General features: G+C 70.4%; 21 protein-coding genes, 1 tRNA gene and 2 pseudogenes. 12 read left to right on the top strand and 12 right to left on the bottom strand.

The window, feature by feature from the left end; genetic code table 11:
- The first annotated feature begins 331 nt into the window (after nucleotides 1-331).
- Nucleotides 332-1,240 carry a YIP1 family protein gene (locus tag ACLVWQ_RS17165; RefSeq protein ID WP_414109629.1) on the top strand — a complete coding sequence of 303 codons (909 nt, stop codon included), beginning with the start codon at nucleotides 332-334 and terminating at the stop codon, nucleotides 1,238-1,240.
- A 101-nt stretch (nucleotides 1,241-1,341) separates the two neighbouring features.
- Here the strand turns inward: ACLVWQ_RS17165 and ACLVWQ_RS17160 are convergent, their stop codons facing one another.
- Nucleotides 1,342-2,103 (bottom strand): hypothetical protein, encoded by a 762-nt coding sequence (locus ACLVWQ_RS17160; protein WP_414109628.1) that lies wholly within the window; start codon nucleotides 2,101-2,103, stop codon nucleotides 1,342-1,344.
- Nucleotides 2,104-2,118: 15 nt separating this feature from the next.
- Nucleotides 2,119-3,096 carry a hypothetical protein gene (locus tag ACLVWQ_RS17155; protein ID WP_414109627.1) on the bottom strand — a complete coding sequence of 326 codons (978 nt, stop codon included), beginning with the start codon at nucleotides 3,094-3,096 and terminating at the stop codon, nucleotides 2,119-2,121.
- 258 nt (nucleotides 3,097-3,354) lie between these two features.
- Between ACLVWQ_RS17155 and ACLVWQ_RS17150 the strand changes: the two genes are divergently transcribed.
- The 3 genes from ACLVWQ_RS17150 to ACLVWQ_RS17140 all read left to right on the top strand — a co-directional run bounded on the left by ACLVWQ_RS17150 (nucleotide 3,355) and on the right by ACLVWQ_RS17140 (nucleotide 7,529).
- Complete coding sequence (locus ACLVWQ_RS17150) at nucleotides 3,355-4,248, top strand: AraC family transcriptional regulator (protein WP_414109626.1); 894 nt, start codon at nucleotides 3,355-3,357, stop codon at nucleotides 4,246-4,248.
- An 89-nt stretch (nucleotides 4,249-4,337) separates the two neighbouring features.
- Nucleotides 4,338-6,074 carry an alpha/beta hydrolase gene (locus tag ACLVWQ_RS17145; RefSeq protein WP_414109625.1) on the top strand — a complete coding sequence of 579 codons (1,737 nt, stop codon included), beginning with the start codon at nucleotides 4,338-4,340 and terminating at the stop codon, nucleotides 6,072-6,074.
- 462 nt (nucleotides 6,075-6,536) lie between these two features.
- Nucleotides 6,537-7,529, top strand: coding sequence for a TauD/TfdA dioxygenase family protein (locus ACLVWQ_RS17140; protein WP_414109624.1), 993 nt, complete (start codon nucleotides 6,537-6,539; stop codon nucleotides 7,527-7,529).
- A gap of 31 nt (nucleotides 7,530-7,560) precedes the next feature.
- Here the strand turns inward: ACLVWQ_RS17140 and ACLVWQ_RS17135 are convergent, their stop codons facing one another.
- The 6 genes from ACLVWQ_RS17135 to dcd all read right to left on the bottom strand — a co-directional run bounded on the left by ACLVWQ_RS17135 (nucleotide 7,561) and on the right by dcd (nucleotide 12,644).
- The gene (locus ACLVWQ_RS17135; RefSeq protein ID WP_414109623.1) at nucleotides 7,561-8,028 is read right to left on the bottom strand and encodes a MarR family winged helix-turn-helix transcriptional regulator; all 468 of its coding nucleotides are present in this window, start codon (nucleotides 8,026-8,028) and stop codon (nucleotides 7,561-7,563) included.
- 103 nt (nucleotides 8,029-8,131) lie between these two features.
- Nucleotides 8,132-9,115: a quinone oxidoreductase family protein gene (locus ACLVWQ_RS17130; RefSeq protein ID WP_414109621.1), complete on the bottom strand. Its 984-nt coding sequence runs from the start codon at nucleotides 9,113-9,115 to the stop codon at nucleotides 8,132-8,134.
- Nucleotides 9,116-9,221: 106 nt separating this feature from the next.
- A complete protein-coding gene (locus tag ACLVWQ_RS17125; RefSeq protein ID WP_414109699.1) occupies nucleotides 9,222-10,484 on the bottom strand; it encodes an FAD-dependent monooxygenase in 1,263 nt (420 codons plus the stop codon).
- Nucleotides 10,485-10,621: 137 nt separating this feature from the next.
- Nucleotides 10,622-11,338: a helix-turn-helix domain-containing protein gene (locus ACLVWQ_RS17120; RefSeq protein ID WP_414109698.1), complete on the bottom strand. Its 717-nt coding sequence runs from the start codon at nucleotides 11,336-11,338 to the stop codon at nucleotides 10,622-10,624.
- Between the two features lie 209 nt (nucleotides 11,339-11,547).
- Nucleotides 11,548-12,051, bottom strand: a complete 504-nt coding sequence (locus ACLVWQ_RS17115) for a phosphoribosyltransferase (RefSeq protein WP_414109620.1) — start codon at nucleotides 12,049-12,051, stop codon at nucleotides 11,548-11,550.
- A 17-nt stretch (nucleotides 12,052-12,068) separates the two neighbouring features.
- On the bottom strand, nucleotides 12,069-12,644 hold the full coding sequence (gene dcd, locus ACLVWQ_RS17110; RefSeq protein WP_414109619.1) for a dCTP deaminase: 576 nt from the start codon (nucleotides 12,642-12,644) through the stop codon (nucleotides 12,069-12,071).
- A 569-nt stretch (nucleotides 12,645-13,213) separates the two neighbouring features.
- On the opposite strand from dcd, the gene ACLVWQ_RS17105 reads away from it, so the two are divergent.
- A tRNA-Gly gene (locus tag ACLVWQ_RS17105) sits at nucleotides 13,214-13,287 on the top strand.
- 108 nt (nucleotides 13,288-13,395) lie between these two features.
- Here the strand turns inward: ACLVWQ_RS17105 and ACLVWQ_RS17100 are convergent.
- The 3 genes and pseudogenes from ACLVWQ_RS17100 to ACLVWQ_RS17090 all read right to left on the bottom strand — a co-directional run.
- Nucleotides 13,396-13,717: pseudogene (locus ACLVWQ_RS17100) on the bottom strand (VapC toxin family PIN domain ribonuclease); the annotation flags it as partial.
- Nucleotides 13,718-13,826: 109 nt separating this feature from the next.
- Nucleotides 13,827-14,024: pseudogene (locus tag ACLVWQ_RS17095) on the bottom strand (ATP-binding protein); the annotation flags it as partial.
- A 14-nt stretch (nucleotides 14,025-14,038) separates the two neighbouring features.
- Nucleotides 14,039-14,563: a MarR family winged helix-turn-helix transcriptional regulator gene (locus ACLVWQ_RS17090; RefSeq protein WP_414109618.1), complete on the bottom strand. Its 525-nt coding sequence runs from the start codon at nucleotides 14,561-14,563 to the stop codon at nucleotides 14,039-14,041.
- 98 nt (nucleotides 14,564-14,661) lie between these two features.
- Between ACLVWQ_RS17090 and ACLVWQ_RS17085 the strand changes: the two genes are divergently transcribed.
- Entirely contained in the window at nucleotides 14,662-14,970 is a 309-nt protein-coding gene (locus ACLVWQ_RS17085) for a putative quinol monooxygenase (RefSeq protein WP_414109617.1), read from the top strand.
- Nucleotides 14,971-15,246: 276 nt separating this feature from the next.
- On the opposite strand, the gene ACLVWQ_RS17080 is transcribed toward ACLVWQ_RS17085, so the two are convergent.
- A complete protein-coding gene (locus ACLVWQ_RS17080) occupies nucleotides 15,247-16,050 on the bottom strand; it encodes a formylglycine-generating enzyme family protein (protein ID WP_414109616.1) in 804 nt (267 codons plus the stop codon).
- A gap of 208 nt (nucleotides 16,051-16,258) precedes the next feature.
- Between ACLVWQ_RS17080 and ACLVWQ_RS17075 the strand changes: the two genes are divergently transcribed.
- The 6 genes from ACLVWQ_RS17075 (at nucleotide 16,259) to ACLVWQ_RS17050 (ending at nucleotide 22,487) form a co-directional block, all read left to right on the top strand.
- Nucleotides 16,259-16,843 (top strand): SigE family RNA polymerase sigma factor, encoded by a 585-nt coding sequence (locus tag ACLVWQ_RS17075; RefSeq protein ID WP_414109697.1) that lies wholly within the window; start codon nucleotides 16,259-16,261, stop codon nucleotides 16,841-16,843.
- A gap of 5 nt (nucleotides 16,844-16,848) precedes the next feature.
- The gene (locus tag ACLVWQ_RS17070; RefSeq protein WP_414109615.1) at nucleotides 16,849-17,703 is read left to right on the top strand and encodes a hypothetical protein; all 855 of its coding nucleotides are present in this window, start codon (nucleotides 16,849-16,851) and stop codon (nucleotides 17,701-17,703) included.
- A gap of 254 nt (nucleotides 17,704-17,957) precedes the next feature.
- On the top strand, nucleotides 17,958-18,857 hold the full coding sequence (locus ACLVWQ_RS17065) for a hypothetical protein (protein ID WP_414109614.1): 900 nt from the start codon (nucleotides 17,958-17,960) through the stop codon (nucleotides 18,855-18,857).
- The gene (locus ACLVWQ_RS17060) at nucleotides 18,854-20,422 is read left to right on the top strand and encodes a peptidoglycan-binding protein (protein WP_414109613.1); all 1,569 of its coding nucleotides are present in this window, start codon (nucleotides 18,854-18,856) and stop codon (nucleotides 20,420-20,422) included. Before ACLVWQ_RS17065 ends, ACLVWQ_RS17060 begins: the two co-directional genes overlap by 4 nt.
- Complete coding sequence (locus ACLVWQ_RS17055; protein ID WP_414109611.1) at nucleotides 20,419-21,165, top strand: ABC transporter ATP-binding protein; 747 nt, start codon at nucleotides 20,419-20,421, stop codon at nucleotides 21,163-21,165. Before ACLVWQ_RS17060 ends, ACLVWQ_RS17055 begins: the two co-directional genes overlap by 4 nt.
- A gap of 116 nt (nucleotides 21,166-21,281) precedes the next feature.
- Nucleotides 21,282-22,487, top strand: a complete 1,206-nt coding sequence (locus tag ACLVWQ_RS17050) for an ABC transporter permease (RefSeq protein ID WP_414109609.1) — start codon at nucleotides 21,282-21,284, stop codon at nucleotides 22,485-22,487.
- Nucleotides 22,488-22,879 lie beyond the last annotated feature (392 nt).

Below are 22,879 nucleotides of genomic sequence, written 5' to 3'. Positions count from 1 at the left end.
CGGCAGGTCTTTCCTTCGCCCTGCTTCCGGCTGTTCCACCGCACGGCCGTCGGCACTGCCGAACCGGCGCGGAAACCGCGTGTCGAACTCGGCGACCTCGCCGTCCGCGAGGACGAGGTCCTGGTCGCCGAGTACGACACGCAGCCGGGGCCCAGTTGACCGGCGGCCGGGTGAGCCTCCGCCCCCCTACGGCAGAACCCCGAGCAGCCGCTGCCACAACGCAGGGCAGACCCCCAGGCAGCCCCTAGGGGATGTCACAGGTCGGCCGCAAAGGACCGCCCGATGCCCCTGGCCCGGCACGTGACTCAGCGGGACCAGGTACGTTCGATTCGTGGCTGGATTCAGGATCGGACGCGGCCGGGACAACCGCACGCAGCAGGCGCCTCCGCAACAACAGCGGCAGCAGCCGTACGGACAGCAGGCCCCTCCGGGCGGCCCGTCGTACGGCTATCCCCCCGCGCCCGGGGCCCACCCTCAACAGCCCCAGTACGGCAGCGGCGGCAACGGCCCGCAGCAGTGGCCCCAGGCGGGCGGACACGGTGAGCCGGAGTATTTCGGCGACCACGGTCACCACCCCCAGGCCCCGGACCCGTACGCGGCCAACCAGCCGGGGCACACGACGGCGTTCTCCATCGGTGAGGACCCGTACACCCACGGCGACACCTACCGTGCGGGCCAGGCTCCCGCGCCCCCGGTGGGCCCGCGGCTGCGCTGGAAGGAACTGCTGAGCGGCGTCATCATGCGCCCGAACCAGACCTTCCTGCAGATGCGCGACTACACGATGTGGGGCCCGGCCCTCATCGTGACGTTCCTCTACGGCCTGCTGGCCGTCTTCGGCTTCGACGGCGCCCGTGAGGACGCCATCAACGCCACGCTGTCCAACGCGGTGCCCATCGTCCTGACGACGGCCATCGCGATCGTGCTCAGCGCGTTCATCCTGGGTGTCGTCACCCACACCCTCGCCCGTCAGCTCGGCGGCGACGGTGCCTGGCAGCCCACGGTCGGCCTCTCCATGCTGATCATGTCGCTCACGGACGCGCCCCGCCTGGTCGTCGCGATGTTCGCGGGCGGCGACGCGCCGTTCGTGCAGATCCTCGGCTGGGTGACCTGGGTGGTGGCCGGCGGGCTGTTCACGCTGATGGTCGGCAAGTCGCACGACCTGCCGTGGCCCAAGGCCCTGGGCGCGTCGGCGATCCAGCTGGCCGCACTGCTGTCGATCATCAAGCTGGGCACGTTCTAGGTCCCCGACGACCCGGGCCCGGACGCAAAGGATCCCGGTGGTCCGCCCCGAGGGGCGGGCCACCGGGATCCGTCGTACACCCCGCCGTCAACCGCCGGCTGTCAGCGGACCACGACCCGCTCACCGGACGCCGCGTCGGCGACCGCCCGCCGCCCCACGGCGGCCCGGGTCGCCGCCCGCGTAGCCGCCCGGGTCGCGGCACGCCGGGCCGGGGCGCGGCGGGTCGTCATCCACACGCTCGCGCCGGGCGCGACACCCACCTCGCGCGGCCCGCGGAACCCGAGCGGCCGCAACTGGTCCCCGTGCCGGGCGGACAGCGTGATCGCGACGGCGGCGGCGGCCCGGTCGTCGACCGCGCGCAGCCCCGGAGCCAGCAGATCCGCGACCACCGTACGGTCCCAGGCCTCCGTGTCGTCCGGTGCGCAGACGGCGACCAGCGTCCAGTACGGCTGGTCGGGACCGGCCGCCGTCAGCATCGCCGACAGGACCGGGGACTCGGGCGGGCAGGTGCCGAGTTCACGGGCGAGCAGGCTCTTGAGGTGCGGGCCGGGAGGGTCGGCCCCGGTTCCGGGCGGCAGCCAGACGGCGGCCGCCAGCAGCGTGCCGTCGTCCTCCCGCTCGGCCACCCACACCTGGCCCTTCTCCAGGGCGTGGTGGGCCAGCAGCAGCCGCATGGCGCGCTGGGCCTCCTCCCAGTCCATGGCCTGGTGCTGGGACTCGGACTGGGCCTGGTGCTGGGCCTGGTACTGGGGCTGGGTGATCAGGCGTACCACCGCGGGTACGTCCACCAGTCCGGCCGCGCGCACGGCCGCCCGTACGGGGATCTGAGGAGTGGTGGCGGTCAGGGTCATGGTCGTGGTCATCTGGTGGTCTCCGTTTCAGAGGGCCCGGCTCATGCCGGTGAGATTGCTGATGCGGGTGAGACTTCTGGTGACGTGGGCCGCGCCCGGCCGCTCGACGCCGACCTCGGTCTCCCGGGGCCGGCTGAGCAGGATCACGCCACGTACGGACGCCGCGGCCCCGGCGAGGGCCAGGACCGTACCGGCCCCGCCGTACTGGACGCCCTCCCCGAGCAGCGTGACGCCGATCGCGGACGCGGCGACCGGGTTGACCAGGGTGAGCAGGGCGAGCGGCCCGCCGAGGCCGCTGCGGTACGCCTTCTGCGCGAGCAGCACCCCGGCCGCGGCGAAACCCACGGTCAGGACCGCCACCACCGCCACGCTCCAGCTCGCCGACGGCCCCACGGCGAGCTTCTGCGCCAGGGTGGAACCGACCCCGGAGGCCAGGCCCGAGGCCGCCGCGAAGGCGAGGCCGCCGCCCGGGGTGGCGGTGCGCCCGCCCGAGGCGAAGCGCACGAGCGCCAGGACGACGGTGGCGGCGGCGAGCGCGACGAGGAGCACCTCGCCGGTCCCCAGGCTGTGGACAGGCGCGCCGCCCGACGCGGTGGCGGCCAGCAGCGCGGTCAGCCCGACGAGGGTGAACGCCGTCCCGCGCCACTGGGTGCCCGAGGTCCGGCGGCGGGTGACCAGCGAGCCCAGGGGCACCGCCACCACGAGACTCAGCGCGCCGAGCGGCTGCACGAGGGTCAGCGGCCCGTACCGCAGAGCCACCACGTGCAGCAGCGCGCCGCCGCCGTTGAGCACGACGGACCCCCACCAGGAACCACGGGTGAGCGTGGAGCGCAGGCTCGCGGTGTCCGCGGCGGTCCGCTCCTGGACCACGGCGGCCGTGGCGTAACAGACCGCGGAGACCAGGGAGAGGGCGACGGCCAGCAGTACCGGGGAGGCGAGGAACGGGGAGTCGAGGAACGGAGAAGCGAGGAACGGAGAAGCGAGGGAGGCCGGGAAATCCGTCATCGCGGGACTCGCACCGTACCGGCCGTGCCGACCGTGACGGCCGTGCTGAACACGAACACGATCCAGGCTCCCATCGATACGAAACGGTTTCGTACACCCACGCTACGGAGCCCCGGAGCGAAACGCAAGCGTTTCTTTACGAGTTCGGATTGTCCGGGCCGGTACTCGTCCGGGCACCCGACCGCATCGGGCACGGAATGTCGGGTCCGGCAAGGTACGACCTTCCTAACGTGGAGGACGCAAACGAAGGAGACCGAGTTGCTGGAGCGACTGAACGAGGCCCTGGAGCACATCGAGTCGCGGCTCGACCAGCGGATCGAGGTGACCGAGCTGGCGCGGATCGCGGTGACGTCGGAGTACCACTTCCGCCGGATGTTCTCCGCGCTGGCGGGGCTCCCGCTGTCCGAGTACATCCGGCGCAGACGCCTCACCGTCGCGGGCGCCGAGGTCCTCGGCAAGGAGCGGACGCTGCTGGAGATCGCCGTGCGCTACGGCTACGGCTCCGGCGAGGCGTTCGCGCGGGCGTTCCGCGCCCTGCACGGCGTGGGTCCGGGCGAGGCCCGGCGGACCGGCGCCACGCTCAGCTCACAGCCCCGGTTGTCCTTCCGTCTCGTCGTCGAAGGGAGCAGCAGCATGCGATACCGGATCGTGGAGAGGGACCAGTTCCACGTGGTCGGCAGGAAGGTCCGGGTCCCGCTCGTCCATGAGGGGATGAACCCGGAGATCGCGCGGTTCATCCGCGGCATCGACCAGGAGACCCTGCGCCGCGTCGGCGAGCTGTCCGACCAGGAGCCCGCGGGGATCGTCGGGGTGAGCGACAACCTCGACCCGAGCCGGGCGGAGGGCACCGAACTCGACTACTACCACGGCGTGGTGACCGGGGCCGCGCCGCCGGAGGACCTGGACGCGCTGACCGTACCGGCGGGGACCTGGGCCGTCTTCGAGAGCTCCGGCCCGTTCCCCCTGGCGCTCCAGCACATGTGGCGGGACGTCTTCACCCAGTGGTTCCCGTCCAACCCGTACCGGAGCAGGCCGGGCCCCGAGATCCTCCGTACCCGCCTCTCCCCGGACGCCGCGCACGCGGACGCGGAGCTGTGGATCCCGGTGGAACGGTCGGCGCTTGTCCCCCAAGGTGTCCCCCAGGAGAGCTAGCCCGACTGTCCACCCTGCGGGGACGTGAGTGCCCTGGTGTCCCCGGTTGACTCCTGACTGTCAAAGCGGCAGCACCGGAGGACAACATCATGGACAAGAAGACGCGCGGCATCCGAGAGTTCCAGGAGTCCCGAGGGCTCCAGGCGTTCAGAGGGCTCCAGGAGTCCCGAGGGTTCGGACTTCCCAACGGTCGTCAAAGTCGTCACGGCCATGACGGTCCCCAGGGTCGTCGCGGCCGTCGACTCGCCGTGGCCCTGATGGTCACGACACTGGCGGGAAGCGGGTTGGCCGCCTGTTCCTCGGAGGCGGCCGACCAACCACCCGCCGAGGCGACCACCAAGACGACCGCCAAGACAGCCGACAAGACCGCGACGCACACCCCGGTCACCTGGGGCAAGTGCCCCGAGCCGGCCGAGGGAACGCGGCGCGACGCCGGCCTGACCTGCGCCACGCTCAAGGTCCCGCTGAACTACCAGAAGCCGGGCGGCACGACGATCGACGTGGCGATCTCCCGGCTGGCCACCGCCAAGCCCGGGAAACGGCGCGGCGTCCTGCTGCTGAACCCCGGCGGCCCGGCCCTGGGCGGCATCGAGATGCCCTCGGCGATGGCGAAGACCCTGCCGAAGTCCGTACGGGACAGCTACGACCTGATCGGCTTCGACCCACGCGGTGTCGAGCGCAGCACCCCGCAGAGCTGCGGACTCGAAGACCCCTCCGTGGCCTCGCTCTTCCCGTACCCCGCCGCGGACGGCTCGATCACCGAGAACGTGGCCCTCGCCGAGGCCGACGCGAAGAAGTGCGCCGACACGGTGGGCCGGAACCTCCGGTACTTCACCACGGCGAACACCGCCCGCGACATGGACCGCGTCCGCCAGGCGCTCGGCGAGAAGAAGATCTCCTACTGGGGCCAGTCCTACGGCACCTATCTCGGCGCGGTCTACCGGACCCTGTTCGAGAAGCACACCGACCGCATGGTCCTGGAGGGCAACGTCAACCCCGACAAGGTATGGGCCGACGAGGTCGCCGACACCTGGGGCAAGGGGATGGCCGACCGGTTCCCCGACGCGGCCCGTGTCGCCGCTGCGCAGGACAGCGCCCTCGGGCTCGGCGACGACGTCGAGGAGGTGACGGACACCTACCTCGACCTGGCCGACCGGCTCGACCGCGAGCCCGCCCCGGTCCCCGGCACCCCGGTCTCGGTCGACGGGGCGCTGCTGCGGAACCTCACGTACAGCATGCTGCTGCACAACAGCACCCTGGCGCCGCTCACCCAGTTCTGGAAGGCGGCAGCCGACCTGGCCGACGGCAGCGTCACGGACGCCGACAAGGCGGTGCTCAAGCAGGTGTTCGCCGACACCCCGACCACGCCGGGCGTCCCCGCGGACAACCAGGTCACCATGTTCCTGGCTCTCACCTGCGGCGACGCCGAGTGGCCCGACGACGCCGACGGGTACGCGGCCCGCACCACCGCCCACCGGAAGGCCTGGCCGCTCACCGCGGGGATGCCGGCCGACATCTGGCCGTGCGCCTTCTGGGAGAAGCCGGCGGAGCCGAACGTCACCGTGACCGACAAGGGCTCGCGCAACACCCTGATCCTGCAGAACCGCCGTGACAACGCCACTCCCTGGGAGAGCGGCGTCGGACTGCACCGGGCCCTCGGCGACCGCTCCGCCTTCGTCGGCGTCGACAACGGCGGACACTACGTCTACAACGAGGGCTCGGCCTGCGCCGACAAGGCCACCGTCACCTTCCTGACGACCGGCCGCCTGCCCGCGAAGGACGTCCACTGCACCGACGTGAAGCAGAAGCACGTGGAGCAGAAGTAACCGAAGGCGACTGGACCGCGCGTCGGTCAGCCACTGGACCTGGACTTGGGCCTGCCCCCTCCCTCACCGCGGCGCTCACCAGGGGCACATTGACAGGGCAGAGGCCGCCTCCCACAATCAACACCATGACCGGGTACTGGTGCGACACGATGACGGGGCACTGTTGCGTCCCGAATCGGTTCGGGTGCGAACGCTCCGGGCGATAGCGACCACCCGCCGAGCTTGACGCTCGCCGCGCCACAGTCCCGAGGTCCTGAGGTCCCGAGGTCCCGCTATTCCGAGGCCCTGACATTCCGAGGCCCCGTCGCACCGGTCATCTCCCTTCCTTCTCACCAAACTCACCGGACTCATGCGTTCGCGGCGCCCAGAAACACACGGCTCGTGCCTGTTTCCGACCGCCATCCGACTGTCCGGCCGACTGTCCGGCCACTGCCCAGCAGGCCCCGCGAACGAGGAGGAACCATGACGGTGACCGTCCCCCAGGCCGCCCCGCACACCACCCCCCGCACGGCTCCACACACCGCCCCGCACACCGACGCGCCGACGCGGCTGCGCGAGGCGCGCGTGCCGGAAGGCGGGATCTACGAGGGCGTACGTGAACTGCGGCGGGTGCCCGCGGGATGGCAGGACCGCCCCTACGACCTCTTCGAACTCGCGCCGCAGGGAGCCACGATCGGGGCGGAGATCAGCGGGGTCGACCTCTCGCGCCCGCTCACCCCCGCCCTGCGCGAGGAGCTCAACCGGGCGCTGCTGGAGTGGAAGGTGCTCTTCTTCCGAGCCCAGCACCTCACGTCCGACCAGCAGAGCGGATTCGCCCGCAACTGGGGCGAGTTGGAGACCAACCCGCTGCTCGCCCGCGGCTCCAGCGCCGACGTCGTACGCTTCGACAAGAGCGTCGGCACCACACCGACCTTCGAGAACGTGTGGCACGCGGACGTCACCTTCCGCGAACGGCCCGCGCTCGGCGCCGTGCTCCAGCTGCGCGAGGTCCCGCCGTTCGGCGGAGACACCATGTGGGCGGACATGGCCGTCGCGTACGACAACCTCTCGCAGGAGGTGAAGGACCGCATCGAAGGCGCCACCGCCGTACACGACTTCATCCCCGGCTTCGCACGCTTCTACGGCCCCGAGCGGCTCGCCCCGCACCAGGAGGCCTTCCCGCCCGTGGAACACCCGGTCGTACGTACGCACCCGGAGACGGGCCGCCCGCTGCTGTTCGTCAACACCTCCTTCACCACCCGCATCACGGGCCTGCCGCGAGAGGAGAGCGACCAGCTCCTGCGCCACCTCGTCCAGCAGGCGCACGTACCGGAGTACCAGGTGCGCTTCCGCTGGCAGCCGGGGGACGTCGCCTTCTGGGACAACCGCGCCACGCAGCACTACGCGGTGAACGACTACGGCTCGCACCGTCGCGTGGCGGAGCGCGTCGCGATAGCCGGCGACCGCCCGTACTGACCGGCGCTCAGGCCGGAGCTCAGACCGGCGCTCAGGCCGGGGCGGCGCCGCGCTGAGTCGTCGGCAGAGGCGGACTCAGTACGGGTTCGAGCAGCTGGACGAGCTGCTCGCGCTGCCCCGGTTCCAGGCGCCCGGTGGCCGGTGCCAGGGTGCGGCGGACCTCTTCGTACAGCCGCTGGGTGAGTTCGAGGCCGGCCGGCGTGAGGAACACGTCGACGCCCCTGCGGTCCCGGGGGTTCTTCCCCCGGGCCAGCAGGCCGCGGCGCTCGGCGCGGTCGATCAGGCCGGACATCGTCGACTTGTCCAGACCGAGGAAGGCGGCGAGCTCGGTCATACGGGGCCGGCGGTCCCGCAGGATGCCGAGCACGCGCAGCTGGGTGAGGGACAGGTCGTTCTCCGCGCCGATGCGGGTGAGTACGCCCATCACCTGGAAGGAACTGCGGACGAGACCGTCCACGAGGGCGTCCTCGGAACCTTCGGGAGTCATGCCTTCAGCCATGCCGTCACAGTAATTGACATGGTTAGTGTTCCCAACAACATGGCACGGTCGCAGCGTTGCCACCGGCGTCGTCACAGGGGTCGTCACAGGCATCACCGCCGACTCAGGGCACGAAGACGACACGGGCGTCACGTGCGTCACGTGCGTCCGCCGTCCCGGGCGTCCACTCTTCCGCGATCCGGGCGAGCGGCACGGCGCGGGCCCGTACGTCGACGGCGCCGTCCCGAATCGCGGCGGCCAGCTCCGGCAGCTCCGCGATGAAGTCACGGGCCGGGACCGAGCCGATGCCACTGCCGACGATCCGCAGCCGGGACGACCGAAGCGCGACGGACGGGATCGGCGCGAGCGGGCCCGCCATCGCCCCGATCTGGATCCAGGTCAACGGAGCACCGCGCTCGGCACGGGCGGTGAGCAGCGGGATCATGGCCTGGGCGGCGGGTTCGCCCCAGACGTAGTCGATGACGACGTCGACATCGGCGGCGCGGGCCACCTGGTCGAAGGTGATCACCTCGTCCGCGCCGAGTGCGGTCAGCGCCTTGAGGCGGGTGGTGTCGCGCCCGGCGGCGATCACCTGCGAGGCGCCGAACCGCTTGGCGATCTGGATCGCCATCCCGCCGGCACTGCCGGTGGCACCGAGGACGAGGACGCGCTGCCCCTCCTCGAAGTCGATACGGCGGCGCAGCGCGACCCAGGACGACATCGCCGGGTTCATCGCGGCGGCGATCTCGACCGGGTCGACACCGTCCGGCAGGACCACACTGCGCCGCGGATCGATGACGGTGCGCTCGGCGAACGTACCGAGTCGGGCATCGTCCAGCACCACGTAGCGAAGCTTCCCCGACGCGTCCCGCACGACGCCGTCGACACCCGGCACCAGCGGGAACGCACCGGCGCCGCTGTAGTGCGAACCGCGCGCCTTGGACCGGGTCAGGTGGTGCAGCCCGGCCGCGAGGACGTCCACGACCATCGCACCCTCGCTCCCTTCACCCCCTTCACTGCCTTCACTGCCTTCGGTCGCTTCGGCCGGGTCGGCGTAGTCGCGATAGACGGGCGGGGCGTCGTGGGCGGTGATGACGGCGGCATGCATGGCGACCTCCGGGCTGATGTAGTTCGCATTCCCAACAACAACCATGTTGGTTGGTACTACGAACAATGTCAACGCCGAGCGGCGTCGGAGGCGTCGGAGGCGTCGGCTAGAGCACCCCGGCGCTGAGTTCGCTGAAGAGGCGGTTCGCCGCGGGAGAGCTGAACTGGCGCTGCAACTCCGCTCGGGCGATCTGCTTGCGGAACTCCCCCTCGTAGGAGGCGTCGCCCGCGTTGTGCATGAGATCGGTGATCCACACAGCGAATGCCTGGTAATTCCAAATGTGGCCCAGGCAGGTGTCCGAATAGCTCTCCAGCAGGCTCGCATCGCCTTTCTGGAGCTGCTGGACGACGGCACGGGCGAACACCTCGGTGTCATAGAGGGCGAGATGAATTCCCTTCGCGCTCATCGGGGGAACGATGTGCGCCGCGTCCCCGAGGAGGAACAGCCTGCCGTAACTCATCGGGCTGTACACCACGCACCGCAGCGGAACGATCCGCTTGTCGAGGATCCGGCCGACGGGCACGGAATTTCCGAACCGGGCCGCCATTTCGCTCCAGACCCGCTCGTCCGGCCATTGTTCCGGGGTGTCGTCGACCGAACACTGGAGGTAGAGACGGCTGGCGTCCGCACCGCGGGGAATCATCCCGGCGAGGCCGCGCGCATGGATCGCCATGCCTGAGGTGTCCGCCGGCACCTCGGCCAGGACGCTGAGCCAGGAATACCCGTACTCATGGGCGTACCGGGTGAGGACGCCGGCGGGGACGGACGCCCTGCTGACACCGTGGTGGCCGTCGCAGCCGGCGACGAAGTCGCAGCTGACGGCCTTCATGGAGCCGTCGGCGGCCCGATAGCGCACGAGGGGTCGCTCACCGCCCCCACCACCGCCAGGGCCAGGGCCAGGGCCAGGGACACCGTCGGTGCCCGCGACGCCCTCGACGCCCTCGATGCCCTCCAGGGACACGTCGGCGGCCTCGAACCGGAGGTCTCCGCCGTCGCGGAGGAAGACGTCCGTGAGGTTCCGCACGAGAACCTGCTGAGGACAGAAGACACTGTCGTCACCCTCCTCGTTCCCGCCGTCCTCGTCCTCGTCGAAATCCATCGGGTACATGATTTCGTCGATCCAGATACCGCCCGAGAGCTCGGGCGAGGATTCGTCCTTCACCACCTCCCCGAGTCCCCAGTCGCGGAACATACGCACCCCGCGACTGTCGATCGTCCCGGCCCGCTGCCGCTGCTCGACGTACGCACGGCTGTGCTTTTCCAGAATGACGCAATCCACCCCGCTGCGCAGCAGGAAATTCCCGAGTGTGACGCCGGCGACTCCGGCCCCCACGATGACCACGGAGGTATTTTCATTTCCCTCGACCATATCCATCAGACCCTCAGCCCCTCAGACCCTCTACGTGAATACGTGAAAGCGTTTTTGCTCGCTTTCACCACTGTGGACCGGGCAGAGCTCGCCGCCAACCGGCGAACGGACACCAGATACGGAAAACCCGCCACCGTCTATGTGACGGCGTCCCTGCGCAGATCGGCCTGGTAGCGGCCGGGGGTCTGCCCGACGACCTCGGTGAACGCCTCGATGAAGCTGGAGGGGTTGGACCACCCGCACTCCATCGCGGTGTCGGTGACGGACAGGCCGTTGGTGAGGTGGGCGAGGGCGTGATGGATACGCAGGGTGGTGCGCCAGCGGTGGAAGCTCATCCCGAGTTCGGTCTGGAAGAGCCGGCTCAGGGTCCGCTCGCTCGCCCCCGCGGCCCGCCCCAGCTCGGCCAGGGTCGCGGTCAGGCCAGGATCGGCCTGGAGGAGGTCGGTGACGGCGCGCAGCCGGTCGTCGCGTGGTTCGGGCAGGTGCAGGGACTGCTCGGGGGTCTCGGCAAGCTCGTCGACCACCACGGCGAGCAGCCGCTCGCGCGCACCGGGACGGCGTTCCCGCCGCTCGGTCAGCGCCAGGAGCGCCTCACGCAGAAGAGGGCTCACCGCGAACACACTGGGATGCGCCACGAGCGCGTCGCACAGACCGACCGGGACGGCGACGAGCCGGGCGTCGGTCCTGCCGTAGAAACGATGGGAGTGGGCGAAGCCGGGCGGCGTCCACGTCACGCGGTGGGCCGGGGCGACCCAGGTCCCGCGGTCGGTCGTGGTGGCCAGGGCGCCGGCGGCCGCGTACACCAACTGCCCCTGGGTGTGGGAGTGCGCGTCGAGGTGGTACCCGTGCGGTATCCAGCCTCCACCGCTGGGAGTGGTGGCCCACGGCACCGATGCCGATGCCGACGAGGACCACGACGGCGGGGGCGGCGGCGATGAGCCGGCGCGGCGAGTCTCCGGCACGGCTCGTCAGCCTACCGACGGCCGGACGCCAGCGAGACCCACAAGACCCATGAGGCCCACGGAGCCCACGAAGCCGTCATCGCGGCACCGGGCCAACGCGTTCAGGCATCCAGAACGGTGGTGTGCTTCCTGACGATGGGCGGCTCGACGCTCCACGGGAAGTTGATCCAGACCGAGTCGGGGGTGCGCTTCCACACGTACTCGCACTTCACCAGGGACTGCGACTTCTCGTAGATGACGGCGGACCGGACCTCGGCGACGGCGTCGACGCAGAAGTCGTGCACGAGCTTCAGCGTCTTGCCGGTGTCGGCCACGTCGTCCGTGATCAGCACCTTCTTGTCGGAGAAGTCGATGGCGTTGGGGACGGGCGCCAGCATGACCGGCATGTCGAGCGTGGTGCCGACACCCGTGTAGAACTCGACGTTCACGAGGTGGATGTTCTTGCAGTCGAGGGCGTAGGCGAGCCCGCCGGCCACGAAGACACCCCCGCGGGCGATGCTGAGCACGACATCGGGCTCGTACCCGTCGTCGGCGATGACCTGGGCGAGCTCACGAACGGCGGTGCCGAAGCGCTCGTAGCTGAGATTCTCGCGTCCGTCACTCACGCTCCCGCCGCCCCCGCTCACACCTGGGTCCGGTGGAAGTTGAGGAACGACCGCGAGGCGGTCGGCCCGCGCTGCCCCTGATAACGGGACCCGTACCGGTCGCTGCCGTACGGGAACTCGGCCGACGAGCTGAGCTGGAACATGCACAGCTGCCCGATCTTCATCCCCGGCCAGAGCTTGATGGGGAGAGTGGCGAGGTTGGACAGCTCAAGGGTCACGTGCCCGGAGAACCCGGGGTCGATGAACCCGGCGGTGGAGTGCGTGACGAGCCCGAGCCGCCCGAGCGAGCTCTTGCCCTCAAGCCGCGAGGCGAGGTCGTCGGGCAACGAGATGACCTCGTACGTACTGGCGAGGACGAACTCCCCCGGGTGCAGGATGAACGGCTCGTCACCGTCGGGCTCGACGAGCCGCGTCAGGTCCGCCTGCTCGACGGACGGGTCGATATGCGGGTAACGGTGGTTCTCGAACACCCGGAAGTAGCGGTCGAGCCGCACATCGACGCTCGAGGGCTGCACCATGGATTCGTCGTAGGGATCGATCCGTACACGCCCGGCGTCGATCTCGGCCCGGATGTCCTTGTCAGAGAGAAGCACGTCCCGAGGATACGCAGAGCCCACGGGCCCACCACAATCCGGAGATCGTGACGGGCCCGACTGCCTACGGTTCACCCTGCCGCGCACCAGCTGCCGCGTACTGACCGGCACCGTGCGAGTGACGGTCAGCGATTCTCGAACTCCACCGGCACGACGTTACGGAGCCGGGCACAACGAGGGCAGCGGATCAACCGGCCGGGGCCGAGTCGATCGGCCTGCTGCATCGGAAGCGATGCGGTGCTGAACACGTGCCCCTCGGCACAACGGACGACGGTGTTGCGTTCCATCAAGTCCTCAGAGTCCCTTCCCCAAGAGCCGCGTCTGACTGACGAGGAAGTCACATTACGGGACGAAAGGGGCGACCATACAGGCGGCACTCCGTTCCCACCCGACCCCTCGCCAGCCCCTCCACCGTACGCCCCAACTCCCGCGCCTCGCAGCCCCGCCCCACCCCCCGAAACGCCCCCGGGCCCCACGGCTTCAGCACCGGGGGCCTGGCATGAGGTATGGTGAATCCGCGTTTCCAGCACCGGCACGAAGAGCAGAACGAACACGTATCCGGCGCGTACGCGGGTGTAGTTTAGTGGTAGAACATCAGCTTCCCAAGCTGAGAGTGCGAGTTCGATTCTCGTCACCCGCTCCACATCGAAGCCCCAGGCCGGCAGCCTGGGGCTTGTTCATTTACCACCCTCGCAGGCACCGCACGCCCACCCCTCGGCCACGGCCGAATCTCGCCGTCAGAGCGGGGGGCGTCGGGCAGTACCCGGACACCTTGAGACGGCCCACCGGCCGTACGGCCCGGAAGTCCAGCCGGTCGAGAGGGTGAGAATCGCGTCGGTGTCGCAGTCGGCGGCAAGCGCCACGCTCACCGCGTCAGCGAGGCCCAGGTCGAACGCACCGCAGCGGACCCGAACGGACTGCACGACGCCCAAGTGGTCCCGCGCGGCCTCGGCCACGACGATCCGACCCCGGCTCATCCACCGCCACAGGCCATCAATCACGCTGACAGCCGCCGCGCGCCCCAACTCGCGCGTGACCACGTGATCGAGTTCGGCCAACAGGAACGGTGACATCACCAGGAGACCGGACGGGTCCGCGATGACGACGATCACCCGGCGGTTCCGGAGTCCGTCTCGCGGCGGACCACGTCGGCCCCGTGTCACCGACCGGGGCAGGTGAGGCGGCGCCGGCGCCGTCCACGACGGCAGACACCACGGTCCCGCCGAAACGACTGGGCCCGCAGCCCCACGAGTCGGCGACGGAGCCGACCAGGAACAACCCACGCCCATGCGCGTCATCGGCTCCCGACCACCGCATGCACACGTCCGCCGGGACCCCCGGATTGTGCACCTCGAAGCGAAGCTCGGAATTCCCCGGCCGCCGCAACGGCGCAGTCATCCGTCCGAAGGCTCCTCGGTCGGGTGCGAGGCGCCGCGACTGAGCAGACCGTAGAGCACGTCGCGCTCCTGAACGGTCAGGCCGGGGAGCAGTTGGGACAGGCCGTCGTCCGCCAGGAGGTCCGCCTTGCGCAGTGCTTTACGTCCGGCGGGTGTGACGACGACCCGGCTGCGGCGGCGGTCCGCCGGATCGCGGCGTCGTTCCACCAGGCCGGCTTCCTGGAGGCGGTCGACGGCGATGACTGCGATGCCGGGTGCTTTCCCCAACAGGCGAGCGAGTTCTTGCTGGGTGCCGGGCGCATCGGTGGTGAGGATGGCGAGTACCGCGTAATCGCGGCCGTTGAGCCCGCTGGGCGCCAGCCAGTCGTCACCAGCGGCTTCGAGAGCGGTGCCGATGCGAGCGAGCAGCAGGGACGGGCGACTTGCGACGCCTGCGGCGAAGGCTCGACTGTCCGGCTCGCCGTCGGCTGCAGGCGACCGCGAAGAACGGCCAGCAGCAGAATCATTCATGCGTTGCATCATATCTGGCTCGAGTGATACTTTCAGGATGGCATCATTCAGCGATTGAATGGTCTCGACGCTGCAGTCAAGTGGGCGTCATCACCGCCTGGAGGAGATCCATGACCATCGTGATCCACGGCATGGCGCGCGTTCAGGCCGACATGCTCGATGCGGTTCTGACGGCCGCAGCGCTGATAAGCAAGTCAAGTCGGGCCGAGCCAGGCTGCAACCGATACCAGTTCTCTCAAGATGTCGCGGATCCGACCGTCTTGGTTCTGATGGAGGAGTGGGCGTCCGAGGAAGCCCTGCAGACCCACCTGGCATCACCGGAATTCGCCGAATTCGCCGAGCTCTTCAGCCGCGCGTTCGACGGAACTCCCGAGTTCGTGCGCTTCAGCGCCCATGATGGCGAGCCCCTCTTCGGCTGAGTCTGCCGCCTCGCCTCCTCGCCTCCTCTCCGCTTGGCTCTGGAACCTCTGTGGATCGCCAGGGAAGTACGCCACCGCCCGCGGACCGCGACCAGAGCAGTGCGAGGCCCTGAAGGGTGTTGCACAAGGCTGCGAACTGGGCATCTCCTCGGTATGGCTGGAGTGATGAGTGCTGAATAGGTGTGGGGGGCCACGCTCACGGGGCTGCGGTTGACGCGGTTCCGCGGTTGCGCAAGGCAGTGCGGGAGCGCGCAGGGACTCCGTTCTCCTGGACCATCAAGATCCAGGTCTCTCCGGTGTCCAACCCTCAGGTTCAAGGCCCTCTGCCGACATCACCCCACCCATGACCGGCCGGACTGCGGTGAAATCCTCTGCCTCACCGCGAATGGCGGAGAGCAACAACAGCCACTCGTCGCAACCCTGCCACGGGTAGAGGTCGCCGGCCCCTCCACGTACCACCCGCGGTCCGTCTCCCGCGCGAGGGCGTGCGTCCATCGGCGCGTCCGTGAAATGCGGGATCCACACGTCGGCGCAGATCTCGTTCGCCGACCCCATCGCCGTCAGTCCGAAGGCGTTCTCAGCCGCGGCAGTGCGCTCCTCGTCGGCGAAGTCGTCCAGCACCTGGTCCTCGTCCGGTCTCCCATCCCCCCTGAAGGTCAGAGTGGTCGTGCCGGCCCGGGCCGCATACTCCCACTCCGCCTCGCTGGGCAGCCGGAACGGCAACGCTCCGAGCAGGTCGTCCAAGTCGTCCTCGAACCGGGCCGTGCTCGATGCCGATTCGGCGAAGCTGTCCTCGTACTCGGGCAACCAGTGCCGTACTTGCGCCACTGTGAGCGGATGCCGGGCGAGCAGGAACGGCTCTACTCGTACTTCTCGCACCGGGCGGGCCAGGTGCGCACCGGCGAAGAACCCTTCGAGATCTTCATCGGCGTCGTCCGCCCGCTCGATGGCGCGAACGGCGTCCAGTTCCGCATCGGACAAGCCCATCCGGAACGTCCCACCGGGAACAACCCGGAAGACCACTCCGGAAGGGGTGTGCCGCCAAGCCGGCCGACCGTTCACCATCTCCTGAACCCACATGGTGCCGGACGCTAGCAGCCGGACAACCCAGACGATGCCCGGGAAGGAACGGTGGTCAGCTGATCACCTCTGTGCGGGCTGCTCAAAGGTTCCGGAAGTATTTTCGGATCGGTGACAACCTCCCGGGCGACCTCGTCCGTTCAGTACGCATGAAGCACTTCTCACCGTGTGCCGTCGCGGTCCCGGGCGGAGGCGGTCTGTGAGCCGGCTGCCCGGCGGGACGGGCGTCCGTGACGGTGCCGGGGGCGTCGAGGACGGCCTCGGTTTCGACGAGTTCGCCCGCAGCCGCCAGGCCCAGCTGCGCCGTACGGCGTATCTGCTGTGCGGCGACTGGCACTTGGCCGAGGACCTCACGCAGACGGCGCTGGCCAAGTTGTACTCGGTGTGGCGCCGGGTACGCAGGCATGAGGCTCCGGACGCGTACGCCCGCAAGGTGCTGTTTCGGACCTTCGTGGACGAGACCCGGCGGCGGCGCTGGTGGGAGCGGCCGGGCGCGTACGACTTCGACACCGTCGCCCCGGCGACGGACCCGGCGCTGCGGGTGACGCTGCTGGACGCCTTGCGCAAGGTGCCGGCGCGCAGCCGTGCGGTGCTGGTCCTGCGGTTCTGGGAGGACCAGAGCGTGGAGGCGACCGCGGCGGCGCTGGGCTGCAGCGTCGGCACGGTGAAGAGCCAGACCTCCCGGGGGCTTGCGACGCTGCGCCGCGTTCTGGGGGACACGGCGCTCGCGGCGCCGTCCGGGAGCGGCACGAGCAGGGAATCGGAAACCGGCTATCTGACGGCGGAGTGGTGAGCGGTATGGCTGGAGGCGTGGGCGGGGGCGGGGCCGGTGGCGAGCACGAGCTCGCCCTGGTCGAAGCCCTGGGCGGGTTGCAGGCGGGTGCGGAGCCGCCGATGCCGGATCTGGTGCCGGGCGCGGTCACGCGGGGCAGGCGGATCCGCCGTCGGCGCCGGATCGGTACGGCGCTCGGCGCCGTGGCGACGGCGGCGGCCGTGGCGTTCGGCGGGGTGACACTGCTCGCGCCGTCGCCGTCGCAGGGGCGCTCCCTGCCGGCCGCGGAGCGGACGGTCTGGTATCCGTCGCTGGCGCTGTTGCGCTCGGTCGTTCCGGCGCGCCTCGGCACGGTCCAGGCGTCGTCGAAGTCCGACAGGGCTGACGGAGCTGACGGGTCTGACGGGGTCGACGGGTCGCAGCGGTACTTCCATCTGCTCGACTCCGCCGGCGGCGTGAGCGACCTGTACGTGTCGGTCGCGCGGACCACCGCCGGTCTGTCTCCGCACCCGTCGAAGGACCTGGCGTGCCGGGGAGGTGGCGGGCGGGTGCTCACGACCCCCTGGGGCGGTGAGCTGACCAAGTGCGGCGTCGTCGAGACGAAGCGGGGAGACCGCCTGCTGGAGTACTTCGTGCCGGAGCGGGCGCTGCCCGCGCCCAGGTCGGCCGGGGACGATTCGTATGCGCGGGGCGTGGCGTTCGTGACCGCGGGCGGGTGGACGGTGCAGGTGATCTTGAGCAAGGCCGAGGCCGGTGAAGGCGCGAAGAGCGAAGGCGAGAAGGGTGACAGCGAGGACGGCTCGGTTCCGGATCCTTATGAGCTGTACGTGCTGGCCACGGACCCACGGCTCTTCGACGCGGTGAAGGAGACCGGCGGCTGAGCCCCTGAGCCGGGCCGCCGAACGGCACCGGCCGACAGCGACTGACCACTGGCCCTGACGCTGACCCTGCCCCTGACGCTGACGCTGACAACTGCGACTGACCACTCACGACTCACGACTCACGACTCACCACTGACCACTGACCACTGACCACTGACCACTGACGACCAATGACACAACCTGAACAGAGAGGTGGCATGGGCATGCCAAAATTTACTTTGCGTAACTCGCTCATCGCAGCACTGGCGGTAAGCATGCTCCCGGCCCTGGCCGCCTGCGGCGGTTCCAGCGGTTCCAGCGCCGACGACGGCGGCTCCGCCTCCGCGGCGGGCAGCAGCACGAAGACGGTCGACGGAGCCACGCAGCTCAACGTCCCGGAAGGCGCGGACGCCGAGACCAAGAAGCTCTACATCATGGAGAACGGGATCGCGGCCTGCATGAAGAAGCAGGGCTTCGCCTACACACCGCACGTCGGGTCGGCCACGGCCGACCGCTCGGCCGACAACTGGGACGGGGAGGACTACGCGGCGGCGAAGAAGGCGCGGCAGAAGTACGGGTTCGGCACCTACGCTGCCGCCGTCTACCCCGACGACGCCAACGCCCCCGGCAGCAACGCTGGAGGGAAGGTGGGAGGCAAGGTCGTCACTCCTCCCGACGACGACCAGAAGGGCATGACCCCCGCCCAGTTGACGGCCTACGAGGCCGCGCTGAACGGCCCGCCGGCCAAGACCAAGGCGGAGGAGAAGGACGGCGGATGCTATCTGGTGGGACACACCAAGGCGTACGGACCTCCGCTCAGCGCCGCTGCCGAGAAGAAGGCGCAGAACGCCAGGACCGAGGAGAACCGTACGAACGGGCTCGCGCTCAACGGTGACGCCCAACTGATCGCGCTCGCCCAGGAGTTCGCGTCCTGCCTGAAGGCGCAGGGCATCCCGGTCAGCACCACTCAGCCGACCGGCATGAAGGACATGGTGCGGCTCGACCTCGCCGACCAGTTGCCGGAGCGCCACAGCGACCTGACCAAGGAGGAGGCGCTGCCGCTGCTCACCAAGGACATCGACGTCTCCCTGAAGGACCTGGAGTGCGGCAGGAAGTTCCGGGCCGCGTACTTCCCGAAGGAGAAGGCCCACCCGTACTGGGGAGCCGGCCAGTGAACCCTCTCTCGAACCGCAGACAGCTGGGCGCCCTGGTCGGCGCGGTGTTCCTGGTCGGCGCCGGCGGCTGGTTCGCCGGTACACAGGTGCGCTCCCCGGCCGACGCGGCCGCCGCGCACCAGGCGCCGAAGGCCGGCCCGGTGACCGTGGAGGTGCGGCGGCAGGCCCTCACCGCGACCGTGGTGTCGACGGGTTCCGTCGAGTTCGCCTCGCCGCGGCCGCTCTCGCTGGCCGGTTCCGTGGGTACCGGGACGGCCGCGGCCGCGGTCGGCGAGGGTGCCGAGCAGCGGGCCACCAAGCCACCGGTCGCCGGTACGAAGGTGAAGGAAGGCGACGTGCTGATGACGGTCAACGGCCGCCCGGTGTTCGCGCTGACCGGACCCGTGCCGATGTACCGCCCGCTGGGTCCCGGTGCCACCGGCGACGACGTGAAGCAGCTCCAGAAGGCGCTGCGGCGGCTCGGCTTCGATCCCGGGGCGGTCAGCGGCACCTTCGGCCAGGGCACCGCGGCGGCGGTGACCGACTGGTACCGGAGCAAGGGGCACCAGGCGCAGCAGCCGAGCCCGGACGAACAGCAGCAGCTGGGCGAGTTGCAGCAGTCGGTGTCCTCCGCGCAGCAGGCGCGCCTCACCGTGAACGGCGACACCGACACTGAGGAGGGCGCTGAGGAGAGCACTGAGGAAGGCACCGAGGAAGGCACTGAGACCGGAACGCAGAACAGCTCGGCCACGGCCGGCGGGGAGTCCGAGTCCAGTACCGACAAGGAGGTACGCAGGCTGCAGCGCGAGTCCGCGCAGAAGTCGCTGGACATGGCGAACGCCGCCCTCAGCACCTTCCAGGCCTCCTACGGAACGAAGGTCCCGGCCGGCGAGGTCGTCTTCTTCCCGGAGCTGCCCGTACGGCTGGACAAGGTGTCCGTCAAGGCGGGGGACGCCGCCTCAGGCCAGATCGGCACCGTGACCAGCTCCGGGCTGACGGTGCAGGCGGTCGTCCCCGGCACCGACGCCCGGCTGCTGAGGAAGGGCATGGCCGCCGAACTGACCACGAACGACGGCAAGAAGGTCGCGGGCACGGTGGACGCGATCGGCGCCGATGCCGTACCTCCGACGACGTCGGGAGGCGGCGAGGGGGCCGAGGGATCCGAGGGCGAGACCTCGGAAGGCACCGGCACAGGCACGGGCACCAGCACAGACACCGGCACCGGCACCGGCACGGGCGACACCGCGGCCACCGATACCTCCGGTGCCGCGGCCGGTGCGGACACCTCGGCCCCGGTCCAGATGCGGATCTCCATCCCCGAACCCGGCCCGCTGGCCGGTGAGGCCCAGGCGTCGGTGAAGGTGACCATCGAGATCGGCGCCTCGGACGGCAAGGTGCTGACCGTGCCGCTGGCCGCGGTCCACACCGCGTCCGACGGGCAGGCCCGAGTGCAAGTCCAGCGCGCCGGCGGCGTGAGCGACGTCCACGTCACCGTCGGGCTCTCCGCGGCAGGCGTCGTCGAGGTCGAGGTCGAGCCGGACGGCGGCAAGTTGAAGCGGGGCGACCGAGTGGTGGTGGGCGAGTGATCCCCGGATCCGCCGCTGCCGCCCCCGTCACCCTGTGCACCGAAGGCGGCGACCCCGACGCCGTCATCGAACTCACCGACGTACAGCGGACCTTCGACTCCGAGCCGCCGGTGCACGCCCTGCGCGCGGTGAGCCTGACGGTACGACGAGGGGAGCACCTCTCCATCGTCGGACCGTCCGGCTCAGGCAAGTCCACGCTGCTCAACACCCTCGGACTGCTGGACCGGCCCACGTCGGGCTCGTACCGGCTGGACGGAGTGGAGACCACCGGGCTCGGCGACCGCGAGCGCACCGCGCTGCGCGGCAGCCGGATCGGTTTCGTGTTCCAGGCCTTCCACCTCCTCCCGTACCGGACCGTGGACGAGAACGTCATGCTTGCCGAGACCTACCGCAGACCGCGCCCCGGACTGGGGCGCGGCAGCCGCCTCGGCCGGGCCCGGGAGGCACTGGAGCGGGTCGGACTCGGACACCGGTCGGGCTTCAGGCCCGACCGGCTGTCCGGCGGCGAGCGCCAGCGCGCCGCCATCGCGCGGGCGTTGCTCAGCGATCCCGCTCTGCTGCTGTGCGACGAGCCGACCGGCAACCTGGACAGCGAGAACACTCTCTCCGTACTGGAACTCTTCGACGATCTGTGTGCCCAGGGCATGACGCTGGTGCTGATCACCCACGACGAGGCGGTCAGCCGCCGGGCGGGCCGGCGGGTCCGCATCACCGACGGCCGCCTCACCCTGGAGACCGGATGAAGTCCGGAGACCAGATGAAGCCCGGAGACCGGTTGAAGCCTGGAAACCGGTTGAAGCCTGGAGACCGGTTGAGACGCGCGGCGACGGCCACCGCGCCCCGTGTCGAACGCCCCTGGATGGATCCCCGGGATCTGTGGACGGAAGCACTCGCGGGCGTGCTGGCCCGCCCGGTGCGGTCCGCGCTGACCACGCTCGGCACGGTGCTCGGCATCACCACGCTCGTCATCACCATCGGGGTGGCGTCCACCGCGGGCAACCAGATCGTCGGCCGGTTCGACGCGCTCACCGCGACCTCGGTGACCGTGAAGGTCCCGGCCCTGGCGCCCGGCGCGGAGGACACCGGGCCGCTGGTGGAGTGGTCGGGGACCGACGCGGTACGGCGGCTGGCCGGGGTGGACTCGGTCGCCGCCGTCGGGGAGTCCCCCACTGCCAACAGCGTCCAGGTGCGGTCCAACGACGTGCTCGCGCCCGGCGACACCTCCGCCCAGACGCTGGCCGTGGTCGCCGCCTCGGCCGATCTGCCGGCCGCCGTACGCGGTGCCATGACCGCGGGGCGGTTCTACGACGCCGGCAACATCGCCCGGCACGACCAGGTGGCGGTGCTCGGTGACCAGGCCGCGGAGCTGCTCGGCATCCGGCGGGTGGAGGACTCCCCGGCGGTCTTCTTCCAGGGCCAGTCGTACACCGTCGTCGGCATCCTCGGCGGTATCGAGCGCGAGCAGCAGCTGTCCGCCGCTGTGCTGCTGCCGCCCACCACGGCCGCGGACCGGGTCGGTCTGCGCAAGGTCAGCCGGGTCCTGGTCAACACCGCGCTCGGCGCGGCCAGGCAGGTGGCCCGCCAGGCCCCGATCGCGCTGGCGCCCGGTCACGAGGACGCGCTCACCGTCGTGGCTCCGCCCGACCTGTCGAAGGCCCGTGACGGCGTCCAGAGCGATGTCAACGGTCTCTTCCTCGTCCTCGGCCTGGTCTCGCTGGTCGTGGGCGCGATCGGCATCGCCAACGTGACCCTGGTGACGGTGATGGAACGGGTCGGTGAGATCGGCCTGCGCCGTGCCCTGGGCGCCTCCCGCCGTCAGGTGGCCCAGCAGTTCCTGCTGGAGTCGACGACCATCGGTCTGCTCGGCGGCATCATCGGTGCGGCCCTGGGCATCGCGGTCGTGGTGAGCGTCGCCGCGGTCAAACAGTGGACGCCGGTCCTCGACCTCCGCCTCGCCCTGGGCGCCCCGCTCGCCGGGGCCCTCGTGGGCCTGCTGGCCGGCCTCTATCCGTCCCTGCGCGCGGCTCGGATGGAACCGGTCGACGCGTTGCGGGCGCCGTCGTAGGCGGCACCGGTCGCGGAGTGCGGTGGCGAGGGGCTGTTCGATGTGTTCGGCGGCGGCCCGGCTCCCAGCCGTGCCGTCGAGGCTGATGATCAGGCCGCCGAACCGAGTGGGGCCAAGTGGCCAGTGGCCAGGGGGCGGTGGGCAGGGACAGGGGACAGGGGCAGGGAGTGCCTGCCCCCGGCCCCCGGCCTCCCGCCTCCTGCCTCCTGCCTCCCGCCTCCCGCCTCCCGCCTCCCGCCTCAGCACCCTGCGCGACTTCCCGCTGCCCGCTGCCCGCTTCCCTCTTCCCCCTGCCCCCCCGACACCCATGAGGCGGCGCAAGAAGCAGCAAGGTCGCCGCGTCGCGGCCAGCGTCGCCTAATTGTTATGGCGGATGACAAATAGCGCCTCCC

Source organism: Streptomyces sp. CWNU-52B, from assembly GCF_047444975.1.
GTDB lineage: Bacteria > Actinomycetota > Actinomycetes > Streptomycetales > Streptomycetaceae > Streptomyces.
This window is presented reverse-complemented; position numbering and strand designations above follow the sequence as displayed.